Origin of the sequence: Planctobacterium marinum, from assembly GCF_020687805.1 — a bacterium.
Lineage (GTDB): Bacteria > Pseudomonadota > Gammaproteobacteria > Enterobacterales > Alteromonadaceae > Planctobacterium > Planctobacterium marinum.
On record NZ_JAJEWQ010000002.1, the window covers coordinates 782,040 to 806,840 of the forward strand.

The window sequence follows — 24,801 nt, forward strand, 5'->3', positions numbered from 1 at the left end:
GACTTAAGATTACATGACCGATTACAAACATACGCTTAATCTCCCTGATACGGAATTTCCGATGCGTGGTAACCTGGCTCAGCGCGAGCCAGTAATGTTAAAAGAATGGACCGAAAAGCAGCTGTATCACAAGATTCGCGCTGCTAAGAAGGGTAAGACGCCTTTTATTTTGCATGACGGTCCTCCCTATGCGAACGGCAACATTCATATCGGTCATGCCGTAAACAAAATTCTGAAAGACATCATCATTAAATCGAAAACCCTGTCGGATTTTGATTCGCCTTATGTACCAGGCTGGGATTGCCACGGTCTGCCCATTGAACTGATGGTTGAGAAAAAGGTAGGCAAGCCAGGTAAAAAAGTCTCGGCTGCTGAGTTTCGTGAAAAGTGCCGCGACTATGCCAATAAACAGGTGGAAGGTCAAAAAACGGATTTTGTGCGCATGGGCGTGCTGGGTGAGTGGGATAACCCCTATAAAACCATGGATTTTAAATCGGAAGCCGACATTATTCGCGTGTTGGCCAAAATCATCGAAGCTGGCCACCTGGAAAAAGGCTTTAAGCCAGTGCACTGGTGTACTGATTGTGGCTCCGCTTTAGCCGAGGCCGAAGTTGAGTATCAAAACAAAACATCACCCTCGATTGATGTGGCTTTTCCGGTAGTGGATGACGCTGCGTTTATTAAGCCGTTTGATTTAGCCGAAGGGCATCAGGGGGAAGGCGCCGTTTCAGTGGTTATCTGGACCACCACCCCATGGACCTTACCTGCCAACCAGGCAGTTTGCGTTAGCCCTAAACTGGAATACGAACTGGTTCAGATGGAAAAAGACGGTGTGAAACAGCGTTTACTGTTGGCCTCTGATCTGGTGAAAGACTGCATGGACCGTTTCGGTGCAGACAATTATCACGCATTGGGTTACTGCAAGGGTGCCAAGCTGGAGAATTTACAGCTACAACATCCGTTTTACGCGCGTCAGGTGCCGGTCATTTTGGGCGACCACGTCACCACAGATTCCGGTACCGGATGTGTGCACACAGCGCCTGGCCACGGTGTTGACGATTTTAATGTGGGTAAACACTACGACCTGGATGTGGTTAATCCGGTGGGTGCCAATGGCGTATATGTAGAAGGCACCGAAATCTTTGCCGGCGAACACGTATTTAAAGCCAACAGCCACGTGGTGGATGTGCTGACTGAGAAAGGCAATCTGTTGCACCATCACGCTTACGAGCACAGCTATCCGCATTGCTGGCGCCACAAGACACCGATTATATTCCGGGTCACACCTCAGTGGTTTGTTTCCATGGACAAAAATGGTTTGCGTCGCGACTCCTTGTCTGAAATCGCCAAAACCAAGTGGATCCCTGACTGGGGTCAGGGACGTATCGAAAGCATGGTGGAAGGACGTCCTGACTGGTGTATCTCCCGTCAGCGTACCTGGGGTGTACCCATCACACTGTTTATCCACAAAGATTCCGGCGAGTTGCACCCTGACTCTGTCGCGACCATCGAAAAAGTGGCGCTGGAAGTGGAAAAATCCGGTATCCAGGCCTGGTGGGATATCAAGTCTGAAGAGCTGATTGGTGTCGATGCCGAACAATACATTAAAGTGACAGACACGCTGGATGTCTGGTTTGACTCGGGGGTGACACATTACTTTGTCGTGGATCGTCGCGACGATATCCCGGCCTCTGCTGATTTATATCTGGAAGGTTCTGACCAACATCGCGGCTGGTTTATGTCTTCCCTGATGACTGGTGTTGCTGCCAAAGGTCAGGCACCTTATAAGGAAGTACTTACTCACGGTTTTACCGTTGATGAACAAGGCAGAAAGATGTCTAAATCATTGGGTAATACGGTGTCACCTCAGGATGTCATGAACAAGCTTGGCGCTGATATTCTGCGTTTGTGGGTGGCGTCCACCGATTACACCGGCGAGATTGCCGTATCGGATCAGATCTTAAAGCGCGCTGCTGACAGCTATCGCCGAATCCGTAATACCGCCCGTTTCTTACTGGCCAATATCAAAGGCTTTGAACCGGCAACAGATATGTTGCAGGCGGAAGAGATGGTGGCGTTGGACCGCTGGATCATCGAACGAGCTAAAACAGTACAAAAAGAAATTCTGGCAGCCTATGAAGAATATGATCTTATTGTCGTGTCGCAAAAGCTGATGCACTTCTGTTCAGTGGAACTGGGCAGCTTTTATCTGGATATCGTCAAAGACCGTCAATATACCGCGAAAGGTGATGGCGTTGCGCGTCGTTCCTGTCAGACGGCACTGTATCATATCGTGGAAGCGCTGGTGCGCTGGATGGCACCTATCATGAGTTTTACGGCTCAGGAAATCTGGCAAGCTCTGCCTGGCGAAAGAGACGAGTTTGTGCTGACGGATGTCTGGTATCAGGGCTTTGAAAATTACCAGGAGTCTGCTGAGTTTAACAACGCTTACTGGCAACAAATCCTGAAAATCAAAGCGGAAGTGAACCGTGCATTGGAACTGGCGAGAAAAGACAAAACCATTGGTAGTTCATTGGAAGCTAAGTTGACCTTGCACGTTACTGAAGCGCATTACGCGTCATTAAGTCGCCTGGAAAACGAGCTGCGTTTTGTTCTGATCACCTCATTGGCGGATGTGGTGCAGGTCAGCGAAAAACCAGAGGGCCTGAATGACAGTGAATTAGAAGGACTTTGGGTGAGTATCGAAGCTGCTCCCGGAACAAAGTGTGCCCGCTGCTGGCATATCCGGGAAGATGTGGGTAGTCATGAGGCTCATCCGGAGCTGTGTTCTCGCTGTGTTGATAACGTTGAAGGTGATGGTGAAGACAGACATTATGCCTAAGCTCTTTACCGAAACCGGATTGCGCTGGCTATGGGTGGCACTGGTCGCCCTGGCTTTGGATCAATTTACTAAACAGTGGGTGATCCGTGTATTTGATTTGTACGAATCAGTGCAGGTACTGCCCTTTTTCAATCTGACCTACGTACGTAATTACGGGGCGGCATTCAGTTTTTTAAGTGACGCAGGTGGCTGGCAACGATGGTTTTTTACGTTAATTGCACTGGTGGTGAGTTTAGTACTGCTGTGGTGGTTGATACAAAGTAAAAAACAGGAAGTGCTGTTACCGGTAGCCTATGCTTTGATATTGTCGGGCGCGATTGGCAATGTTGCTGATCGCCTGATTTATGGTTATGTCATCGACTTTTTAGATTTTTATTATCAGCAGTGGCATTACCCGGCGTTTAATATTGCCGATAGTGCGATTTTTATCGGCGCAGCTTTGCTGATTTATGATGCCTTTGGCAACAAAGAAAAATCGCAAAACACATCACAAGGTACGTTAAAAAATGACTGAGCAACAGGTGATTACAGATAACAGTGAAGTCATTTTGCATTTTGATCTGAAACTGGAAGATGGCTCGGCTGCCGACAGTACCAGAGTTAACAACAAACCTGCTAAACTGGTGATGGGCGATGGTAGCTTAACGCCTAACTTTGAATCTTGTCTGTTGGGGTTAAAAGCCGGTGATCAAAAAACCTTTACCTTACCCCCAGACGACGCCTTTGGCATGCCTAATCCGGATAACATCCATCATATGGATCGCAGTAAGTTTGGTCTGGATACACCGGCAGAAGAGGGCATGATTATTGGCTTTACTCAACCCGGTGGCATGGAAGTACCTGGTATTATTCGTTCAGTCGCCGGAGACTCAGTGACCGTGGACTTTAATCATCCATTGGCAGGTGAGACCGTGATTTTTTCGGTGGAAATTCTGGAGGTCAGGTAAATGCAAATCAAATTAGCTAATCCTCGGGGTTTTTGCGCCGGTGTTGACCGGGCGATAACGATAGTGGATAGGGCCCTGGAATTGTTTGAACCACCTATTTATGTGCGCCACGAAGTGGTTCACAACAAGTATGTGGTAAACAGTCTTCGCCAGCGTGGGGCGGTATTCGTGGATGAGTTGCATGAAGTACCGGATGATTGCATTGTGATTTTTTCCGCCCATGGCGTCTCACAACAAGTCAGACAAGAAGCAAACTCCCGAGGTCTGAAAGTATTTGATGCCACCTGTCCATTAGTGACGAAAGTACATCTGGAAGTCAGCCGGGCCAGTAAAAAGGGCACTGAATGTATACTGATTGGCCACCAGGGACACCCGGAGGTAGAGGGCACCATGGGCCAGTATGATAACCCGGAAGGCGGCATCTATCTGGTAGAGTCTGCCAAAGATGTGGCCAGTCTCAAGGTTAAAGATGAAGCAAATCTGTACTATTGTAGCCAGACGACCTTATCAGTAGACGATACTGCCGATGTGATAGATGCCCTGCGTGCCCGGTTTCCGAAAATTCATGGTCCGCGTAAAGATGACATTTGTTATGCTACGCAGAACCGTCAGGATGCGGTGAGAGAGTTAGCCAAAGACTGTGATTTGTTGCTGGTGGTGGGGGCTAAGAACAGCTCTAATTCTAACCGGCTGCGGGAATTGTCAGAAAAAATGGGCACCAAAGCCTTCTTAATTGATGATGCCGACGCTTTGCAGGAAGATTGGTTAAAAACCGCCTCCAACGTGGGAGTTACCGCGGGAGCCTCTGCGCCGGAGGTTTTGGTGCAGGGTGTCATTGAAAAAATCAAATCCTTAAGTTCCGCTTCTGTCACAGAAGTTTCCGGGCGGGAGGAAAATATTCAGTTTGCAGTACCCAAAGAACTGCAAATAAAACAGCTGTAACAAACTCTTCAGACTCTTCTTTCCAGGAGCGGTGTATGCCGCTCTGAATCGTTCAAATTCTAATCCATTACTGATAAATAGCTCACAAAAACAAGTGTTTCTTGTGGTTGAGGTGATTTTCTTGTGCTTTATTTATCATGGGGCAATAAACCTGAATTGATTTGGCGGTCAGCCCCGGCAAGGTTAACAACCAGGTCAGCAAAGTGATGACGATTAAATGAGAATGATTGAGTGTAGTAAGTCAAACCAGACAGGGGTCGGCATGGTGGAAGTGCTGGTCACGGTTTTTGTGCTGGCGATTGGCTTGTTGGGCATCGCCTCGCTGCAGTTTATTGGAACGTTTGCCAACAGTGATGCGCTGAACCGTTCTCAGGCTGTATTAATTACCCAACAACTGGCAGAGCGGTTGCGGGCAAACAGTAATATGTCGACGGTCAGCAACGGATTGGTGGTGGACGATACTTACTTTGAAGAAGAGATTTACAACTTCAATAATCTGTCCTGTTTACTGGAAGATACCTCTGAGTTTGATTGTTTTTGTTTGTCCATCCCGGACGCTATTCCCAACTGTAATGAAGACCAATGCAATGGCGCTGAATTTGCTCAGTTTGATGGTTATGAAATGAGTTGTGCCAGCGAGTCCAGCAATCCCAATATGGCGCTTGAACTCAGTTGTGAAGACAATGATGTCCTCGATGACGAAGCCTGTAGTGCCGGCTCCAGGCACAGCATTATACTGAAGTGGCCGGTACAAAACTGGTTGAATAAAGAAAGAAACACTAATGCGGACTGTAATGATGGCGAAAGCAGCAACTTTGATTGTGTGGTACTGGATTTGACCTTATGAGAGCCGTGTTTAGCCGCGCACAATCTGGTTTTTCCCTGGTGGAAGTGATGATTTCTTTGACCGTCGGATTGATTCTGACGGCAGGTGTGATCCAGATTGTAGTGAGCAGTCAGGTCACCGAGGGACTAAATAGGGCAATGGCGGAAGCGCAGGAGAATGGCCGCTATATCATGGGGCGATTGCGTAATGAACTGATCACTACAGGCCGATATGACACGCTCGATCCCGATTTAGATACCAGTGTTGATGTTGTGGAAGAAGCCGCTTTTTTGCAAAACCGGCCGGTGGTTTTAGCCGGTGATTTTAGCAATCGTGAAAGTCTGGGGTCTGTCCAGGGGAGCAGCGGTGGTAACGATACGCTGGTGATAGCAAAACAAGGATTGCGCGATTGTCGCGGGTATAAACTGGGATACGCAACAGATGCTGAATTTTTTGTGGTCAATGAGTATTTTGTCGAGGATGGCACCCTTAAGTGCAGAGGATTTGACGGACGGGTATTGCGTGGCCAGAAAGTGGCTTCGGGTAACAATGGCGATGCGGCCTTCACCTTACTGGATAACGTATTGAGTTTTCAGGTGGTGTATGGCATCAGCGCAAGCCCGGCAAATGGGGACGTTACAGGACAACCTTTGTCTTATATTACTGCAGACCAGCTGGATGCTCAGCGCACCGCCGGTGCTAATGTGGTTTCGTTGCGAATTGCCATCGTGGTTGAAGGGCAAGGCGACGTTAAGATTGATACTCCACCCACCTTTAAATTGTTAAACGAAGCATCTTTTACGCCCTCAGACCATGGCCTGTACAAGAAGTTTGAGGCGACGATTTCGTTGCGCAATATGAAGCATTATGTGAGGAATCGAAAAGCATGAATAACGCCGTTGGCAAACATCGCGGAGTGGCATTAGTGATCGCCCTGGTAATGCTGGTAAGCCTGACAATACTGGGGGTTACCGCCGTTACCAGCAGCCTGTTGCAAAGTAAAATGGCTGTCTCCATGGAATCGCAAAATATGGCGTTTGATGCGGCTGAGGCCGCCATCGCTGGCGTCGCTTTTGAATCTGAAGATGCCGTGTTATTGGGGGAAGATGTATTAACCGATCCAATTTCACAGGCACGACAAGGCACTGAATTTGATCCGGATGCTACCGATTTGAGTTGTTTTGACAATGAAAACTGGACCAACCGAATATTAACGGCAGACGGACTCACCGAAGGGGCGAATCACACCGCTTCGGGTAATTATAAGTCTTCCCCGGCAGTAGAAAGCTGGTCCAGAACCGCCTTTGTAACAGAACAATCCTGTCTGGGTTCCAGTAATGTTCAGGGGGGGAGGCAACATTAGTTGCCATGTATTTATTATTCGCGGATGTGGACAACTGAGCGGGGCAAGGTATGCGGTTGCCAACACTCAGATGGCCTCCACCTTCGCACCGGCAACTGAATAGTGGAGCTGTATTATGACTATTCGAAATTCTAAATGGTTTGCGTTTATTGGCTCAGCGATGTTGTCGCTATGTATTGGCTTTACAGCCTATTCCGACGATTTGGAAATCTACCTCGGAGTCGCTGATTCCCAGGTCACCTATAATCCAAACGTGTTGTTTATTATGGACACGTCCGGCAGCATGACAAGCAAGGATGGGGGCAGTGAAACCCGCATGCTGAGAGTGCAAAATGCACTGAGTGAAGTGCTCTCCTCTTCAACTAATGTCAATGCTGGCCTGATGCGCTTTTCTGACTGGGGTGGGCCGGTGCTTTATCCCATCAGAGATCTGGATGAGAGTGTCGAACCTGAATTGATATATAGCGTGCAAAGCTCCGGCGACGATGGCTACCAGTTCAATGGCTGGACAGATAGCACGGACGACAAGGTAAAACTGTCTGTCGGGACGGGAGATACCTTATCCGGTTTTCGCTTTACAGAAGTGCAATTACCGCAAGGCGCCACCATTACCTCTGCATATTTGAGTTTTACATCCGATGGCTATGATACCGAAACCACCGAATTTGAGATCAAAGGCGAATTAATCGCAGATTCACCGGCCATCCAGTCAGCTTCCAATAATTTATCGGATCGCACCCAAACCGCAGCCAGTGTTAGCTGGAACTTAGATAATGAATTCCCGGTGTCTGGGGAATCTGTTGATACCCCGGACATTACTTCTGTGATTCAGGAAATTGTAAACCAGGCAAGCTGGTGTGGTGGCAATGCACTGACCTTACTAATCGAAGGTACCAGTGCCGATGCGGGTAGTGCCCGGGATGTGGTTTCAGCCGATGAAGGGGATGGAACGGGCGCACAACTGATTATTGAATATGATTCTGATTCGGCAACCGGGTGCGTTGCCGGCTCATTGACCTACCAAATTCAGTCACAATCAGAAAATGCTGAAGAAGCAACTAACGGTTATCAGTCTACCGGAAGCGAATTAACCTTTAGTGCCAGCAGTAACAATTATATCGGCCTGAGATTCAATGAAGTGGCAATTCCTCAGGGAGCCACCATCACCAATGCCTATTTAAACTTTACCGCTTATCGCAATCGCTCGACCAATGGCTCCGGATTTACCATTAGTGCCGCCAATGAAGCGAACCCTGATGATTTTAGTAGTTATCCGCGTCATTTATTGCGAGATAAGTCAAAAACTACGGGTGTCAGTTGGAGCAATATTTCCAATTGGAGTAAAAACAGCACCTATCAGTCACCTGATATATCGTCTGTGGTGCAACAGGTGGTGGATCGCGGGGATTGGTCCTCGGGTAACAATATGATGCTCATTATGTCCAATATCTCCGGCAATCGGGGGGCCTATACCTATTCAGGCAAACCTTCAGGTGCACCGCAACTGGTTATTGAGTTTCAGGGCAATGCCGAACCCGGGTCGGCGGCGACAGTGCGCTCTCATTTATTAAACAAGGTGAGTGAGCTATCGGCCAATGGCTACACCCCAATAGTGGACACACTGTACGAAGCGGCTAACTATTATGGTGGACTGGATGTGTATTATGGCCTGGCCAGAGGTACATCCGGCGTCAGCAGTTCGGTGAGAAGAAGCACCAGGGTAAGTCACCGGTTATCCTATACCGGATCTGACTCGGTAAAACCTTATGGCTGCCCGGAAGACGATTTATCCGATTCTGATTGTATAAACGAATACATTCCGGATGATGCAACTTACATTTCGCCGGTTACAGATCTGCAATGCCAGACCAATAACCACATAGTTTTGCTGTCTGATGGTGAAGCAAATAATAATCATAGTGAAGACGAAATTGAGGCCCTGTTAGGCATCAATTGTTCAGGTAGCGGTGGCGAAAAGTGCGGTTTAGATTTGGTTCGCAATATCAGCGACTCTTCTGACTCTGTTATCAATACTAAAGTCACCACACACACGATTGGTTTTGCTGCTAATGCCACAGCTAATAGTTTTTTAAATCAATTGGCGGTGCAAAGTGGCGGTGGGTTTTACACGGCAGATAACTCTGATGATCTGGTGACGGCGTTTCAGACAATTATAAAATCAGTGAAAGATGTTAATGCCACCTTCGTCTCCCCTGGGGTCGCAGTGAATCAGCTAAACCGACTGACTCATAAAGACGAACTCTACTTTGCATTGTTTAAACCTTCCGAAGGTACGCTCTGGCCTGGAAACCTGAAAAAATACCGTCTCAGTGGTGATACCGTCTACGACAGCAATGGCGCTGTCGCGATTGATGAAGGTTCGGGCTTTTTTGACGAAAATGCACAGAGTTATTGGTCCACTACGGTTGATGGCAATGATGTACGTCAGGGGGGCGCGGCCAGTGCCCTTGATTTGGTGAGAAATGTCTACTTCTTTGAAGGGACTGGCAGCATTATCAGTACCACAAATCGTTTGCACGAAGATAACAGCAGTATCACCACGGCAAATCTGGCGATTGAATCCGAAGCTGACCCGGAAGGCCTGCGTGACATTGTATTGCAATGGGCCAGAGGCGTCGATTTAAAAGACGAGGATGGCGATGGTTCTACTTCAGACTCTCGTCAGCAAATGGGAGATCCGATTCATTCACAACCGGTTATCGTCAATTACAGTGCCACTGACAGTGCTGTATTTGTTGCCACTAATCACGGCTTTTTACACTCTTTTGATCCGGACACCGGGGAGCAAAATTTTGCAGTTATCCCCAAAGAACTGCTGGCAAACTTGCATGATATCTATGAAGACGCTTCCAGCTATACCCACATTTACGGATTAGACGGTGATATGGTGACAAGAACCGTCAATAGTTCCACTACTTATTTGTATGTTGGTATGCGTCGGGGCGGCAATAACTACTACGCTTTTGATGTATCCAGTAAAAATGCGCCTTCATTAGTGTTCAAGATTGAAGGCGGAAGCACGGGTTTTGAGAAACTGGGACAAAGCTGGTCGCGACCTGTTGTCAGCAAGGTGAAAATCGGTGCATCCACCAAAAATGTGCTGATTTTTGGCGGTGGCTATGATGAAGATCAGGACAGCAAACAGGTGCGCAGTGACGATAACACGGGGAATGCTGTATACATTGTGGATGCCGATACCGGGGCACTGCTCTGGACAGTCAGCAGCAGTGACGCCGATTTTGAATTAGCAGAAATGACTTACAGCATCCCTTCCAGGGTAGCGGTTATCGACAGAGATGGTGATGATCTGGCGGATCATTTATATGTCACCGATATGGGCGGTCAGGTATTCAGGCTGGACATCTATAACGGTGAGTCTGGCAATGATTTTATGAAAGGTAGTGTCATTGCCAATATCGGGGGCAATAGCGCTGCCGAAGCCAGACGCTTTTATTACAGTGCGGATGTGTCAGAAATCAGTTTAGCGAACGAGCACTATTACGCCGTCGCCTTTGGTACCGGCTACCGCGCGCACCCATTAGACACCACGATTCAGGACCGGTTTTATATGGTTAAGGACAAGGGCGTATTTCTCATCGGAGATGACGGTTTATTTACCTTCCCGGAAGCTGCGTATACGGAAGCCGACTTATACGATGCAACCGATCACCTGTTAACTTCAACCGATGATGCTGAGCGGGAAATAGAAGTAAGTGAATTTTCTGAAAAGCAAGGGTGGTTTATTCGCCTGGGTTCCGGTGGTGAGAAAGTACTGGCGGCACCACTGATTTTAAATTACCGCCTGTTTTTTACAACTTATTTGCCGGCCACCGTATCAGAAAGCGCCTGTGCGCCGCCAACCGGCACCAGCCGGGCTTATGTCGTGGAATTGACAACCGGCAATGCCATACTGGACAAAGATGGCGACGGCATCCTGGAACACGAAGACCGTTATGCGGATTTGGCGCAAACCGGTATTGCACCAGATTCTAAAATTCTGATTGAGGACGTCTTAACTCCGACAATTTGTCTTGGTACGGAATGTACGTCTATAGTTGATGATGAAGACAGTGATTGTGGCTCTGACTTTGAGTGTTTGGCTGAAAACATCTACGGCAGCTACGAGCGGTTGCGTCGGGGCAGCTGGAAGACGGAAAATGAGCAACAATAAATTACTGATACTATGGCGTTAACAGAGTGACATCATGTCGAAATTACGTGCCGGATTTTCATTAACTGAATTATTAATCACCATAGCGATAATGGGGATTTTGGTATCTGTAGGCTATCCGGCCTACACCAGTTATATTGCGTCAGCTGCCAGAGCCAGTGCACAGTCAGACTTAATGGCCGTAGCTGCGGGAATGGAACGCTTCAAAGCCTCCAATTTTACATACAGTGGCGCTGCCCAGGGCGGCGGAGATACAGGTTCGCCGGCCTTTTTTAACGACTGGTCACCGTCCAGTGAGCCGGAGGTTAATAAAAAGTACGAGTTAGATATTGCCTCTGTTTCTGCGTCGGGAACCAGTTATGTGTTAACAGCCACACCGGTAACAGGCACTGCCTCAGCGGGGGATGGCACTTTGTATTATTACAGTGATGGTCGCAAGGCCTGGGACAGCAACGCTAACGGCAGTATTTCCAGTTCTGAATATTGCTGGGTGTGCTAACGGGGTAGCAAGTTTAACGATATTATTAGTTACGAAGTGCAACTGAGCGCCGTACCACTGTTATCCTCATGTACGCCATTGTCGTCACTGTCTTCGCTTAGCTTAACCCGCCCTTGTAAACTAATAGTCAGTGCCCGGGCATATTCAGCTGCATTGTCCTGATGACACAATAACAAAGTCGCAGGTGAGGCCACTGAGCCATTACTTTGAAAACTGATGGTACCGTTGGGGCCTGTCAGGTTGAAATTTTCAAGAATGTTACCGGCACCGGCCAGGATATCTTCATCATTGCCTCTGGTGCCATTGCCGTCGTAATCCGGGAACACCATTTTCGGATCATCCCAGTCGGCAGAGCAACTGGAAAAGTTGCTGGTGGGGCATAAAATGGCGGTGGTTTGATCATTAATTGCTGCATGTCGGGCATAGCGAATCGCAGCGCTTAATTCATTTATTTGCGACGTTACCTGGGTTCTGATGAGCATGGCTTGCATTGAAGGCATGCCGACCGTCATGATCAAAAACAGAATCGCCATACTGATCATCAGTTCTATCAGTGTGATACCTGATTGTGATTTCGTGGTTGTGTAACGCCCGGACTTCAACGAAAACCTATTTACCCAGAACAGACATTTATCAATAATGGCAATCTTTTAGATGATCGCAACCTATATTTAGGATTGTTGTGATATGTTTAACATAATTAGCGTGTGTTGCCGTTCCCAGGAGAAAGTGGATGAAAAAAATTGAAGCGATAATCAAACCCTTTAAGTTAGATGATGTCCGTGAAGCTTTAGCTGAAACCGGCGTGGAAGGTCTGACCGTAACAGAGGTAAAAGGCTTTGGTCGTCAGAAAGGACACAGCGAACTCTATCGCGGCGCGGAGTACCAGGTGGATTTTATGCCAAAGGTTAAAATCGACGTAGTCGTGACGGATGATATTGTAGACCAGGCGGTAGAGGCGATTATCAATACTGCGCAAACCGGTAAGATTGGCGACGGCAAAATCTTTGTCTATGACGTTGAACGGGTTGTGCGCATCCGTACCAGTGAAGAAAATGAAGAAGCGATCTAGCTAAAAAGGTCAATGAGTTGTTGCTCAAATGTTAAGGGTTGCCCGAAAAAAATACGGATTGGTCTTACTTTGAGCAAACAAACCGAAATATAATAAAAAATTCATATTTACGGTTGCTAAGCGTTAATGCCTATGTATAATACGCACCACGTTGAAGCAGGGCACTACGCCAAGCTTTCAAAAGGTTTCAGGCGCGGGATGGAGCAGCCTGGTAGCTCGTCGGGCTCATAACCCGAAGGTCGGTGGTTCAAATCCGCCTCCCGCAACCAAATTTTAGGGTTGGATTATTGTTCAATCTTAAATAAAATAAAAGGACTTGGGTCCAAAAATAAAAAACCCCGCTAGACCGGGGTTTTTTATTATCTTCACTCAGGGAAATTCAGTTTGAACGGATTTTTTACAGCTGAATGAGTTAGTAATCAGGATTTTTTAGCGGGGCTTTAAGCCCTGTTTTCATTTTTGGAGAACAAATTGTCTCAATTTCAAGATAAATTGAATGCTTTAATAGAGCCGGCGGTAGAGGCTGCAGGTTTTGAACTAATAGGTGTTGAATTTGTTCGGGCTGGTAAACACTCTACATTAAGAGTGTATATCGACCATCCAGATGGAATTACAGTTGATGACTGTGCAGAGGTAAGTTATCAGGTTAGTTCAGTGATGGATGTTGAAGATCCTATCAGCACTGAATACAACCTCGAAGTATCTTCACCCGGCATGGACAGACCCTTGTTCAAACCCGCGCATTACCAGGCGGTGGTTGGACAAGTTGTTTCTCTCAGGTTACGTATCCCACAAGGTAACCGCAGAAACTTTAAAGGTGAAGTACTTGGCGTTGCCGATGATAAGTTGACCATTCAGGTTGATAATGAGCAGTTTGAATTAGTCATCAGCAATATTGAAAAAGGAAATTTGGTCCCTCAATTTTAAGTGGCTCAAATAACAATAATTAATCATTAGTGATAAGGCGGCGGAAATGAATAAAGAAATTCTGTTAGTGGCAGAGGCTGTATCGAATGAAAAACAGGTGCCAAGAGAGAAGATCTTTGAAGCGCTTGAGTTCGCGATTGCAAGTGCAACCAAGAAAAAGAATGAAGGTGAAATTGAAGTACGGGTTAGCATAAACCGTAGCACCGGTGATTTTGATACGTTTCGTAGATGGTTAGTTATTGAAGATGATCAGCCACAGGAAAACCCTTACGCAGAGATTACGGTTTCCGCAGCTCAAATTGATGAGCCAGAAATTAAAGTGGGTGATTTTGTTGAAGAACAAATAGAGTCCATTGCTTTTGACCGTATCACGACACAAACAGCTAAGCAGGTTATCGTACAAAAGGTACGCGAAGCTGAACGTGCACAAATGATTGATGAATATCGCGACCGGGTGGGTGATTTGATTACCGGTGCGGTGAAAAAAGTAAATCGCGACAATATTATTGTTGATTTGGGTAACAACGCTGAGGGTGTTATGTATCGCGAAGATATGTTGCCCAGAGAAACTTTCAGACCAGGCGATCGCGTTCGTGGTTTGTTGTACGACATTCGCCCTGAAGCAAAAGGCGCGCAGTTGTTTATCAGTCGTACTCATCCAGACATGCTGGTTGAACTTTTCCGCATTGAAGTACCTGAAATCGCTGAAGAAACCTTAGAAGTCCGCTCTGCAGCTCGCGATGCGGGTTCCAGAGCTAAAATCGCGGTTAAGACCAACGACAAGCGTTTAGATCCGGTTGGAGCCTGTGTTGGGATGCGCGGGTCCCGGGTACAGGCAGTGTCCGGCGAACTGGGTGGCGAGCGAGTTGATATCGTATTGTGGGATGAAAATCCGGCGCAGTTTGTAATCAATGCTATGGCACCTGCTGAAGTGGCATCGATTGTAGTTGATGAAGATGCCCATTCAATGGATGTCGCAGTAGAGAGCGATCACCTGGCGCAGGCCATTGGTAAAAATGGTCAGAACGTTCGTCTTGCCAGTCAGTTGACTGGTTGGGAACTGAATGTCATGACGACGGAAGAATTAGCAGCCAAACACGAAGAAGAAAACGCCGAAGTGCTTACCGTGTTTATGGAAGGGCTGGATATCGACGAAGAGTTTGCTTCTGTTCTGGTAGATGAAGGATTTACCTCGTTAGAAGAAGTGGCCTATGTTCCGGTTAGTGAACTGCTGGAAATTGATGGCCTGGATGAAGATATCGTTGAAGAGTTGCGCGAGCGTGCAAAGGCCGCGTTAACCACAAAAGCTTTGGCAAATGAAGAGTCACTGGAGAAGTCTGAACCAACAGAAGAATTGTTGAACCTGGAAGGAATGGACAGACATGTTGCATTTGTATTAGCCAGTCGGGGCATTACGGACCTGGAAGAACTGGCTGAGCAGGGTATCGATGATATCAGTGATATAGAAGAGTTGTCCGATGAAGATGCTGGAAAGCTCATCATGGCGGCCAGAAATATCGTTTGGTTCAACGAAGAATAAAATCAGCACAGGAGCACAAATCAACATGCCAGAAGTCCAGATAGAAAAATTAGCTGATGATGTCGGTATTTCGGTAGAGAAATTGCTGCAACAATTTGCTGATGCAGGTATTCCTAAGCAGCCACAAGACAATGTGACTGAATCAGAAAAAGCCGCGTTACTTGATCATTTAAGTAAACAACACGGTGGCTCAGCCAATGCTGCACCAAAGAAAATGACGTTGCAGCGCAAAACTACCAGTACTTTAACCGCCGGGAAATCCCGACAGGTTAAAGTGGAAGTGCGTAAAAAGCGCACCTACGTTAAACGCAGTGACGTTGAAGAAGCGCGCATTGCCGAAGAAGAAGCCCGTCTAAAAGCAGAGCAGGAAGAAAAGGCGCGTTTAGAAGCCGAAGAAGCCGCTCGTAAAGCCGCTGAAGAAAAAGCACGTTTAGAAACCGAGCGCAAAGCTGCTGAAGAAAAGCGCAAGGCGGAACAAAAAGCGGCGGAAGAAAAGCGTAAAGCGGAGCAGGCAGCAGCCGATGAGCAAGCCGATGCAGAGCTGTCTGATGAAGAAAAAGCAGAACGCGCCAAAGCCCGTGAAGAAGCTGAGAAGCTGAAAGCCCAACAGGAAGAAGAAGCCAAGCGTAAGCTTGAGCAGGAAGCTGCGAAAGCCGCTGAAGAAGCCAAAAAGTTAGCGGAACAGAACCGCAAACGTTGGGAAGAAGAAGAGCGTAAGCGCAAAGAAGAAGAAGCGGCAGAAGTGCATTTGCACAGTAACCGCTACGCGCAAGAAGCCGAAGATCAAGAAGACATGGCGCTTGAGAAAAGCTCCAGACGTCGGATGCATAAGAAGAAAAAAGCTTCTGACAAATTAAAACAAGGATTCAATATGCCCGCACAACCGGTTAACCGGGTTGTTCGTTTAGGTGAGACCATCACCGTTGGCGAACTGGCCAGTAAAATGGCTAAGAAAGCCACTGAAGTCATCAAAGTGATGATGAAAATGGGTGAGATGGTAACCATTAATCAGGTATTGGACCGAGACACTGCGGTTCTGGTACTTGAAGAACTTGAGCAAAAATATGAGTTGGTAAACGACAATGCATTAGAAGATGAATTGTTGGCCAACATCGCAGAAGGTGAAGTCGCAGGTCGCGCACCTGTTGTGACTATCATGGGACACGTTGACCATGGTAAAACCTCGCTTCTGGATTACATTCGCAAGGCTAAGATTGCCGAAGGCGAAGCAGGTGGTATTACCCAGCACATTGGTGCATATAGCGTAGAAACTGAAAACGGTGAGATCACCTTCCTGGATACACCGGGACACGCAGCATTTACAGCAATGCGTGCGCGTGGTGCTACAGCGACGGATATCGTAATCCTGGTTGTTGCTGCCGACGATGGTGTAATGCCTCAGACTAAAGAAGCTGTGCAGCACTCGCGCGCTGCAGGCGTACCGCTGATTGTTGCGGTAAACAAAATGGATAAAGAAGCGGCCGATCCGGACCGTGTGAAAACCGAACTGTCACAATTAGAAGTTATTTCTGAAGAGTGGGGTGGTGAGCACCAGTTCGTTAATGTCTCTGCCAAAACGGGTATGGGTGTTGATGAATTACTGGATGCAATACTGTTACAGGCCGAAGTACTGGATCTGAAAGCGATCCCCACGGGTGCAGCCAAGGGTATCGTTATTGAATCGCGTCTTGATAAAGGCCGTGGACCGGTAGCCTCAGTCTTGGTTCAGCAAGGTGAACTGCGTACCGGTGACATTCTGCTGTGTGGTAATGAGTACGGTCGTGTCAGAGCGATGCGTGACGAAAACGGCAATGAAGTTAAAGTTGCTGGTCCGTCTAAACCGGTTGAGATTCTGGGTCTGTCCGGAGTTCCGCAGGCTGGTGAAGATGCCATGGTGGTACCGGATGATCGCAAAGCGCGTGAAATTGCCAATAAGCGTCACACTAAACAGCGTGATTTAAAACTGGCCAAGCAACAAAAAGCGAAACTGGAAAACATGTTTGCCAACATGGAAGCCGGTGACGTTAAAGAACTAAATGTGGTTATGAAAGCTGACGTACAGGGTTCAGTGGAAGCGATTTCCGATTCCTTAACTAAGCTGTCTACCGATGAAGTTCGCGTTAACATTATCGGTAGTGGTGTCGGTGGTATCACGGAGACAGATGCCACACTGGCTGCTGCATCGAATGCAATCGTGGTTGGTTTTAACGTTCGTGCTGATTCAACTGCGCGCAAAGTGCTTGAAACCGAAGATGTTGACCTGCGTTATTACAGCGTTATTTATGACCTGATTGACGAAGTTAAAGCGGCGATGAGCGGCATGTTAGCCCCTGAGTTCAGACAGGAAATCATTGGTCTGGCTGAAGTACGTGACGTGTTTAAGTCACCAAAACTGGGTGCTATCGCAGGTTGTATGGTCGTTGAAGGTAACGTTAAGCGCAGTAACCCAATCCGTGTATTACGTGATAATGTTGTCATCTATGAAGGTGAGTTGGAGTCATTGCGTCGCTTTAAAGACGATGTGGCTGAAGTTCGTAACGGCATGGAATGTGGTATTGGTGTTAAGAACTACAACGACGTTAAAGTTGGCGACCAAATCGAAGTATTCGAAACAGTAGAGGTTAAGCGCGAGCTTTAATCTGCGCCAAATACAGGACGCTGAGCAAGGGCTTTTCATTGCTTGCTAACGTCAATGCACAACAATAATGAAAACGGAGGCGCTTGCCTCCGTTTGTGTCTGGATAATGAAATTATTATGGCAAAAGAATTTTCAAGAACCGACAGAGTGGGGCAACAAATCCATAAAGAGGTTGCCAGCATTCTGCAAAACGAGTTTAAAAATCGCGATCCCAGAGTCGGATTTATTACCGTTTCTGGCGCGGATGTTTCCCGTGACCTGGCGCACGCGAAAATCTTCGTAACCTTCTTCACTGATGATGAACAAAAGATCAAAGAAGATTTAGCGATCTTAGAAGAGAATAAAGGGTTTGTACGCAGTTTGCTGGCTAAACGCATACGCATGCGTTCGGTACCGGCACTGCACTTTATGCGCGATGTGTCTATTACCGAGGGGATGCGCATCTCTAACATTGTGACGCAAACCGTCAAAGCCGATGCCGAAAAGGCAAAGAATTCAGGTCGAGATCCTGAACAAGACGAAGAGCAATAAGCGCAATGGGTAGACGCAAATCAGGCCGTAAAATCGACGGCGTGATATTGGTGGATAAGCCTTTAGGGGCTTCTTCAAATCAAATATTGCAAAAAGTACGCTGGATCTTTAATGCCAACAAGGCCGGACATACCGGCGCCTTAGACCCATTGGCCAGTGGTATGTTGCCGGTTTGTTTTGGTAATTCTACAAAGTTTGCACAATATTCCCTGGACGCTGACAAAACCTATCAAGTTACGGCGAAATTGGGTATCAGAACCACGACCTCAGATGCTGACGGTGAAGTGGTTTCTGAACAACCGGTGGATGTCAGCAAGGCGCAACTGGACGAGGCGTTAAACCTGTTCAGAGGCGATATTAAGCAAGTACCTTCTATGTTTTCGGCGCTAAAACACGAAGGTAAACCGCTCTACTATTATGCCCGACAAGGCATCACGATAGAGCGCCCGGCCCGTGCTATTACAATATACAAGCTGACCTTGGACGAATTTACCGGCACTGAGGTGAGCATGACAGTGCACTGTAGTAAAGGCACCTATATACGTTCTTTAGTGGACGATTTGGGGCAGGAGCTGGGGTGCGGTGCGTATGTAACCCGGTTACACCGCACCGATGTGGCCGGTTATTCTGGTCTACCTATGTTTACACCTGAGTACCTTGAAAGCCTTAAAGGCGAGGATAACTTTGCCGCACTGGACGCGCTGAAACTGCCGGTGGATGCCCCCATTGTGCATTTACCTCAGGTGCAAATATCAGAAGCTGATGCTGCACGCTTTTTACATGGCCAACCGATAACCTGTGAGCAAGCTGAAACCTCGGATGTGCGGGTATACAACGAGAGTCAATTTCTCGGAGTTGCGCAGGTTGATAATGGAAAATTACAACCTAAGCGACTGGTTTCTTAGGTTCTGCAAGTTTATGCTGGGCGGGCCTTGCGTTGTGGCTGAAAATCGCTATAATCCCCGCTCTTTTCGACTTGACTGAATTAGTGATCGGCGAGTCTTAATCAATTGGAGAATATTATGTCACTAAGTAAAAATGAAACTGCGAACATTATCGCTGAATACGGTGTAAAAGAAGGTGATACTGGTTCACCAGAAGTACAGGTTGCGTTGTTAACTCACAACATCAACAAGCTACAATCTCACTTCAGCGATCACAAAAAAGACCACCACTCTCGTCGTGGTTTGTTGCGCATGGTTAGTCAGCGCCGTAAATTGCTTGACTACCTGAAAGGCAAAAATCAAGAGCGTTATAAGTCTCTGATCGGTCGTTTAGGTCTGCGTCGCTAATATCGATGTTTCCGAAGAAAAGCTGGTTTTTACCAGCTTTTTTTTCGTCCGCGGAAAGTGGGTCATTTCAGAAAAGCTGCAAAACGCTTGCGCAAATGTTCTATCCCCAATTGCTGCATCAGCTCAATATTTCGTTCCGGAATAGCTTCCGGATTGCGATAGGTTTTTAGTACCGCGTCAATGCTGGACTCTCTGATGATATGAATAATCGGAAAGGGGGCTTTGTTGGTGAAATTGCTGGCATCGTCCGGGTCTTCTCCGGCAAATACATATTCCGGATGAAAACTGGCCAATTGATAGGTGCCGCTATAACCTGCTTCTTCTAACTGAATTTCACAGTATTCAAGCGCATCCAGATAACGATTAAAGTCTCTTAAATCTTGTGGGAAAACCAGTAACGTGGTTTCTATAGTCTCATTACTATCAAGCTGTTTGCAGGCTTGCAACACCTCATTGGCTATTTTCGGCAGTTTATTACCTGAAACACCCAGAAGCGCAACTTTGTTGGCGATATAAGGTTTTTTAGCAAATGGACATAAATTGAGGCCGATAATGATGTCTTCAATCCAGCGCAACACTGCGCCGGATTCCGCTTCTGATAATGGGGTGAGCATTATTCGGTGCGATAGTTTACGTAGGCTTCCAGAGTATTTTCAATCAAACTGGCTACCGTCATGGGACCAACACCGCCCGGTACCGGTGTAATCCAGCCCGCCCGTTCTCTGGCACTGTCAAATTCAACATCACCCACCAAACGGCCGTCGTCAACGCGGTTAATGCCCACGTCGATAACGATGGCACCAGGTTTAATCCAGCTACCAGGAATAAATTCGGGTTTGCCGACAGCGACCACTAAAATATCCGCCGTAGCGACATGGCTTTTTAAGTCTTTGGTAAACTTGTGACACACAGTAGTGGTGCATCCAGCCAGCAACAATTCCAGCGACATGGGACGGCCAACAATATTTGATGCACCCACGATAACGGCATTTAAACCCTTTACCGGCTTTTTGGTGGAATCAATCAGCGACATAATGCCTTTGGGGGTACATGGGCGCAGCGCTGGCATACGTTGCGCCAGACGACCGATATTGTATGGGTGAAAACCATCCACGTCTTTATTGGGATGGATGCGCTCCAGAATCAGATTTGCGTCTAAGCCTGCTGGCAAGGGAAGTTGCACTAAAATGCCGTCAACGTCTTTGTCTTCGTTCAGTTTATCAATGGTATTGAGCAGTTCTTCCTGCGTGGTATCTGACGGCAAATCATATGACTTCTCAACAAAGCCCACTTCGGCACAGGCTTTGCGTTTATTCTGAACATATACTTGTGAGGCTGGATCTGCACCTACCAGCACTACTGCAAGGCCAGGTGCACGTTTGTTTGCCGAAACTATGGCATCAACCTGGGTGGCGACTTTCTGTCGAATGTGTTTTGCGTGAAGTTTTCCATCGATTAATTGAGCGGACATATTTTTTGATATACTAATGAGATTGCAATGCAGTTTATTTTCTCATGATCGCTTGCTGTTAAGCAATCTTTCATCCGGGCAAAAATCAATTGGGCCTAAGTGTGGGGCCAACCTGAATCAGTAAGGGAACAAGGTGGATATTAATTACGCTGAAATATTTGGCTATTGCGCTTCTGCGGTTATTGCGTTTTCATTGACCCGCAGTTCCATTGTGCAATTGCGTTGGATCAATCTGTTCGGCGCATCCTCAATGTGTTTGTACGGGGTAATCATCAACGCTTACCCGGTGGTAGTGCTGAACGCGTTTATCACACTGACCAATATTTTTTATATACGCAAATTTGTGTATCACACAAATCACGACTTCACGATTTTAAGAACACAATCCAGATCCCACTACATGAGCTTTTTTCTGGATTATCATCGCAATGAAATTAATCAGTTTTTCCCCAAGTTCTTTAAACGCCTGGAAGACGATAATCGCGAGTTTTATGTCTTACTGGACGGAACTCAGGTGGTGGGAGTACTCTCCGGCATTAAAAATCAGGCACAGGCACCCACCGGTATTGTTGTTGATTTTGATTTTGTTGTGCCACAATATCGGGATTGTCGGTTAGGAGTGTTTGCTTTAGGTGCCGAACAGGGCCTCAAAAAACTCACCGGATATGAGTTAATCGGGGCAAAGGCAGACAGTGTCGAACACGAACGATATTTAGAAACGCTCAATTTTAAACCTGCCGGAAAAGGGATCTGGACCTACGAGGGAATGATTCACTAGGTTGAATATGCAACCTGGTTTGTGCGGGATTTGTCCGAAATGACGCTTTTTTCAGCATGTAAAAAAAACCTGATAAAAAGTGTTTGACTGGTGGGGGGCAAATCAGTAATATGCGCCCCCCGTAGCAAGGCAGATATTGCTGGCTACGTCAGGATACGGTGAGTAGCGCAGCTTGGTAGCGCACTTGGTTTGGGTCCAAGGGGTCGCAGGTTCAAATCCTGTCTCACCGACCACTCCTGAGAAGTGACCGTGCGTCCGTAGCTCAGCTGGATAGAGCAACGGCCTTCTAAGCCGTGGGTCGCAGGTTCGAATCCTGCCGGACGCGCCATTCAGTGTTGCTTCGGCGAAATAGTAAAAGTCCAAATGGTGGGCGTAGCTCAGTTGGTAGAGCCCCGGATTGTGATTCCGGTTGTCGTGGGTTCAAGTCCCATCGTCCACCCCATTTGGCTTCCTGTCGTCTGTTAAAAATTCCTAATATTTCGGTGAGTAGCGCAGCTTGGTAGCGCACTTGGTTTGGGTCCAAGGGGTCGCAGGTTCAAATCCTGTCTCACCGACCATTTCCAAAACGGAAACCCGCACGCTTAAGTCAGATTTAGACACCACTGGATGGTCGAATCCGCAGCAATAAAGTCTCAGCTTTATAATTTCTCCTGTTTAGTCTCGACTATCAACCAGACTGCCGCTATAATATCGCGTCTTTTTTATCAGGTGACGCGCCAGATCGTGTAAAAGCTAACTCGGGAGCCCGTTTCCCAAGCGACTTACCTTCACTTAAACGGTTATTCGTAAAGTTGAGTTATCTGGCCTAAATTACAATTAAATGTGCGTTCAGGCACTATAGAGGTAGAAGAATGCAAGTATCAGTCGAGGCAAAGGAAGGTTTAGAACGCCGTCTCACTATTACTGTTCCTGCAGATACAATCGATTCTGCAGTTAAATCCCGTTTGCAACAATTAGCAAAGACTCAAAGAATTAATGGCTTCCGTCCTGGTAAAGTGCCGGTTTCTGTTATTAAAAAGCGTTTTGGCACGGCTGTTCGTCAGGAAATCGCTGGCGAAGTGATGCAGCGCAATTTTTATCAGGCAGTTATGCAGGAAAAATTGAATCCTGCCGGCATGCCTGCTTTTGAAATGAAGTCCGACAAAGACGGTGAAGATCTGGAATTTGTGGCTTCTTTTGAAGTTTACCCGGAATTCGAAGTAAAGAATCTTGATGCCATCAAAGTTGAGAAAACGGTTGTTGAAATCAACGATGAAGACGTTGACACTATGATGGACACGCTGCGCAAGCAACATGCTAATTGGGTTGAATCTCAGGATGCTGCTGCGGCTGACTCTCGCGTAGTTGTTGACTTTGTTGGTACGATTGACGGCGAAGAATTTGAAGGTGGCAAGTCTGAAGATTTCGTCCTGGAGATGGGCAAATCTCGCATGATTCCTGGTTTCGAAGACCCAATCGTTGGCAAAAAAGCCGGTGAAGAATTGGTTGCAGAAGTGACGTTCCCTGAAGAATATCACGCTGAAAACCTGAAAGGTAAAGACGCTAAATTTGCGATTACTGTGAAAAAAGTTGAAGTTCAGGAATTACCTGAGATTAATGAAGAATTCGCTAAATTATTCGGTGTAGAAGACGGTAGTGTTGACGCTTTGCGTGCTGAAGTTACCCGCAACATGAAGCGTGAACTGGACCAAACTTTGCGCTCTCAATTAAAAGAGCAGGTGATCACCGGTTTGATTGAAAACAATCAGGTGGATTTACCTGAAGCATTGATCAAGCAGGAAATTGGCGCACTTAAGCAGCAAGCAATGCAACGCTTTGGTAATAATGGTAACGCGCAGAACATGCCTGAACTACCTGATGACCTGTTTGCAGACAACGCGAAGAAGCGCGTATCTGTGGGTCTGATTCTGGGTGAAGTGATCAAGTCTAAAGAGTTAAAAGTTGACCAGGCTAAAGTTGACGCCCTGATTGAAACCAATGCTTCTGCGTATGAAGATCCGCAAGAAGTAATTGAGTATTACAAAACCAATCAGGAATTAATGCAACAAATGCAGAATCTGGCACTTGAAGATCAGGCAATTGACATTATCTTAGAAGAAGCGAATGTCACCGAAGTTGCTAAAAAGTTTGACGAAGTGATGAATAAAACAGCATAACCGTTTTATTGTTTGACTTTCTGTTTAGCAAACTGCATAAATGCTCGGTACTTACCGAGCATTTTTATTTTGAGAACCAAAAAAAATATGATCTATACTCCGCAAAATTCATTAAATCTACAAAACTCCTCTGTCGACAATGCACTTGTTCCCATGGTAGTTGAGCAAACTGCTAAAGGTGAGCGTTCTTACGATATCTATTCTCGACTGCTTAAAGAAAACGTCATCTTCCTGGTGGGTCAGGTAGAAGACCACATGGCAAATTTAATCGTAGCGCAGTTGTTGTTCCTGGAAGCGGAGAATCCGGAAAAAGATATTTATCTATACATTAATTCTCCGGGTGGCTCTGTCACTGCCGGTATGGCAATTTACGACACCATGAATTTTATTAAACCCGATGTGAGCACTGTTTGTATTGGACAGGCCGCGAGCATGGGCGCATTTTTGTTATCGGGTGGTGCTAAGGGTAAGCGTTATTGCCTGAATAACTCCCGGGTAATGATTCATCAACCGTTGAGCGGTTTCCAGGGCCAGGCTTCTGACATTGAAATACATGCCAAAGAAACACTGTCCATCAAAGAGAAGTTAAACCGCTTATTGGCTGATCATACCGGCCAGGACTATGAAACGGTTGTGAGAGATACCGATCGCGATAATTTTATGTCCGCCAAACAAGCCAAGGATTATGGTATTGTTGACCAGGTATTATCCAGTCGTGATGATGTATTAAAAACCAAAGAATAAGCTAAACTTTAGGTGGGGATGAATCATAATTGTAAATAATC

General features: G+C 46.8%; 21 protein-coding genes, 5 tRNA genes and 1 pseudogene. 24 read left to right on the plus strand and 3 right to left on the minus strand.

Annotated features, from left to right (window positions below):
• Positions 1–13 precede the first annotated feature (13 nt).
• From ileS to LJ740_RS08865, 9 genes and pseudogenes are all read left to right on the plus strand, one after another.
• Positions 14–2,842: an isoleucine--tRNA ligase gene (ileS, locus tag LJ740_RS08825; RefSeq protein WP_229528706.1), complete on the plus strand. Its 2,829-nt coding sequence runs from the start codon at positions 14–16 to the stop codon at positions 2,840–2,842.
• Complete coding sequence (gene lspA, locus LJ740_RS08830; protein WP_229528707.1) at positions 2,835–3,356, plus strand: signal peptidase II; 522 nt, start codon at positions 2,835–2,837, stop codon at positions 3,354–3,356. The genes ileS and lspA overlap by 8 nt, the downstream gene beginning before the upstream one ends.
• Complete coding sequence (gene fkpB, locus LJ740_RS08835) at positions 3,349–3,789, plus strand: FKBP-type peptidyl-prolyl cis-trans isomerase (protein WP_229528708.1); 441 nt, start codon at positions 3,349–3,351, stop codon at positions 3,787–3,789. The genes lspA and fkpB overlap by 8 nt, the downstream gene beginning before the upstream one ends.
• A complete protein-coding gene (gene ispH, locus LJ740_RS08840) occupies positions 3,790–4,731 on the plus strand; it encodes a 4-hydroxy-3-methylbut-2-enyl diphosphate reductase (RefSeq protein WP_229528709.1) in 942 nt (313 codons plus the stop codon).
• Between the two features lie 223 nt (positions 4,732–4,954).
• Entirely contained in the window at positions 4,955–5,578 is a 624-nt protein-coding gene (gene pilV, locus LJ740_RS08845; protein ID WP_324255606.1) for a type IV pilus modification protein PilV, read from the plus strand.
• The gene (locus LJ740_RS08850; RefSeq protein ID WP_229528711.1) at positions 5,575–6,447 is read left to right on the plus strand and encodes a PilW family protein; all 873 of its coding nucleotides are present in this window, start codon (positions 5,575–5,577) and stop codon (positions 6,445–6,447) included. The genes pilV and LJ740_RS08850 overlap by 4 nt, the downstream gene beginning before the upstream one ends.
• Positions 6,444–7,023, plus strand: a pseudogene (locus tag LJ740_RS08855) (pilus assembly PilX family protein). Before LJ740_RS08850 ends, LJ740_RS08855 begins: the two are co-directional and overlap by 4 nt.
• A gap of 12 nt (positions 7,024–7,035) precedes the next feature.
• A complete protein-coding gene (locus tag LJ740_RS08860) occupies positions 7,036–11,112 on the plus strand; it encodes a VWA domain-containing protein (protein ID WP_229528712.1) in 4,077 nt (1,358 codons plus the stop codon).
• A gap of 34 nt (positions 11,113–11,146) precedes the next feature.
• Positions 11,147–11,611, plus strand: coding sequence for a type IV pilin protein (locus LJ740_RS08865; protein ID WP_229528713.1), 465 nt, complete (start codon positions 11,147–11,149; stop codon positions 11,609–11,611).
• Between the two features lie 29 nt (positions 11,612–11,640).
• On the opposite strand, the gene LJ740_RS08870 is transcribed toward LJ740_RS08865, so the two are convergent.
• Positions 11,641–12,213: a GspH/FimT family pseudopilin gene (locus tag LJ740_RS08870; RefSeq protein WP_229528714.1), complete on the minus strand. Its 573-nt coding sequence runs from the start codon at positions 12,211–12,213 to the stop codon at positions 11,641–11,643.
• Positions 12,214–12,344: 131 nt separating this feature from the next.
• Here LJ740_RS08870 and glnB point away from each other — a divergent pair, with 131 nt between their 5' ends.
• The 8 genes from glnB (at position 12,345) to rpsO (ending at position 19,611) form a co-directional block, all read left to right on the plus strand.
• The gene (gene glnB, locus LJ740_RS08875; RefSeq protein WP_229528715.1) at positions 12,345–12,683 is read left to right on the plus strand and encodes a nitrogen regulatory protein P-II; all 339 of its coding nucleotides are present in this window, start codon (positions 12,345–12,347) and stop codon (positions 12,681–12,683) included.
• A gap of 192 nt (positions 12,684–12,875) precedes the next feature.
• A tRNA-Met gene (locus LJ740_RS08880) sits at positions 12,876–12,952 on the plus strand.
• A 202-nt stretch (positions 12,953–13,154) separates the two neighbouring features.
• Entirely contained in the window at positions 13,155–13,610 is a 456-nt protein-coding gene (rimP, locus tag LJ740_RS08885) for a ribosome maturation factor RimP (protein WP_229528716.1), read from the plus strand.
• 46 nt (positions 13,611–13,656) lie between these two features.
• Positions 13,657–15,150, plus strand: a complete 1,494-nt coding sequence (gene nusA / locus LJ740_RS08890) for a transcription termination factor NusA (protein ID WP_229528717.1) — start codon at positions 13,657–13,659, stop codon at positions 15,148–15,150.
• 25 nt (positions 15,151–15,175) lie between these two features.
• Entirely contained in the window at positions 15,176–17,788 is a 2,613-nt protein-coding gene (gene infB, locus LJ740_RS08895; protein WP_229528905.1) for a translation initiation factor IF-2, read from the plus strand.
• A 117-nt stretch (positions 17,789–17,905) separates the two neighbouring features.
• Positions 17,906–18,319, plus strand: coding sequence for a 30S ribosome-binding factor RbfA (gene rbfA / locus LJ740_RS08900; RefSeq protein WP_229528718.1), 414 nt, complete (start codon positions 17,906–17,908; stop codon positions 18,317–18,319).
• A gap of 5 nt (positions 18,320–18,324) precedes the next feature.
• Positions 18,325–19,224, plus strand: a complete 900-nt coding sequence (gene truB, locus LJ740_RS08905; protein WP_229528719.1) for a tRNA pseudouridine(55) synthase TruB — start codon at positions 18,325–18,327, stop codon at positions 19,222–19,224.
• A 117-nt stretch (positions 19,225–19,341) separates the two neighbouring features.
• Entirely contained in the window at positions 19,342–19,611 is a 270-nt protein-coding gene (rpsO, locus tag LJ740_RS08910) for a 30S ribosomal protein S15 (RefSeq protein WP_229528720.1), read from the plus strand.
• A gap of 62 nt (positions 19,612–19,673) precedes the next feature.
• Here the strand turns inward: rpsO and LJ740_RS08915 are convergent, their stop codons facing one another.
• Together LJ740_RS08915 and folD are read right to left on the minus strand one after the other, a co-directional pair.
• The gene (locus LJ740_RS08915) at positions 19,674–20,225 is read right to left on the minus strand and encodes a DUF1415 domain-containing protein (protein ID WP_229528721.1); all 552 of its coding nucleotides are present in this window, start codon (positions 20,223–20,225) and stop codon (positions 19,674–19,676) included.
• Entirely contained in the window at positions 20,225–21,082 is an 858-nt protein-coding gene (gene folD, locus LJ740_RS08920) for a bifunctional methylenetetrahydrofolate dehydrogenase/methenyltetrahydrofolate cyclohydrolase FolD (protein WP_229528722.1), read from the minus strand. Before folD ends, LJ740_RS08915 begins: the two co-directional genes overlap by 1 nt.
• Before the next feature lie 133 nt (positions 21,083–21,215).
• Between folD and LJ740_RS08925 the strand changes: the two genes are divergently transcribed.
• The 7 genes from LJ740_RS08925 to clpP all read left to right on the plus strand — a co-directional run bounded on the left by LJ740_RS08925 (position 21,216) and on the right by clpP (position 24,760).
• The gene (locus tag LJ740_RS08925; protein WP_229528723.1) at positions 21,216–21,860 is read left to right on the plus strand and encodes a hypothetical protein; all 645 of its coding nucleotides are present in this window, start codon (positions 21,216–21,218) and stop codon (positions 21,858–21,860) included.
• 156 nt (positions 21,861–22,016) lie between these two features.
• Positions 22,017–22,093, plus strand: a tRNA-Pro gene (locus LJ740_RS08930).
• A gap of 18 nt (positions 22,094–22,111) precedes the next feature.
• Positions 22,112–22,188: transfer RNA gene (locus tag LJ740_RS08935), tRNA-Arg, on the plus strand.
• Positions 22,189–22,226: 38 nt separating this feature from the next.
• Positions 22,227–22,302: transfer RNA gene (locus tag LJ740_RS08940), tRNA-His, on the plus strand.
• A gap of 38 nt (positions 22,303–22,340) precedes the next feature.
• Positions 22,341–22,417, plus strand: a tRNA-Pro gene (locus tag LJ740_RS08945).
• 294 nt (positions 22,418–22,711) lie between these two features.
• Entirely contained in the window at positions 22,712–24,016 is a 1,305-nt protein-coding gene (gene tig, locus LJ740_RS08950) for a trigger factor (protein ID WP_229528724.1), read from the plus strand.
• Positions 24,017–24,103: 87 nt separating this feature from the next.
• Entirely contained in the window at positions 24,104–24,760 is a 657-nt protein-coding gene (clpP, locus tag LJ740_RS08955; protein WP_229528725.1) for an ATP-dependent Clp endopeptidase proteolytic subunit ClpP, read from the plus strand.
• The last annotated feature ends 41 nt before the right edge of the window (positions 24,761–24,801 follow it).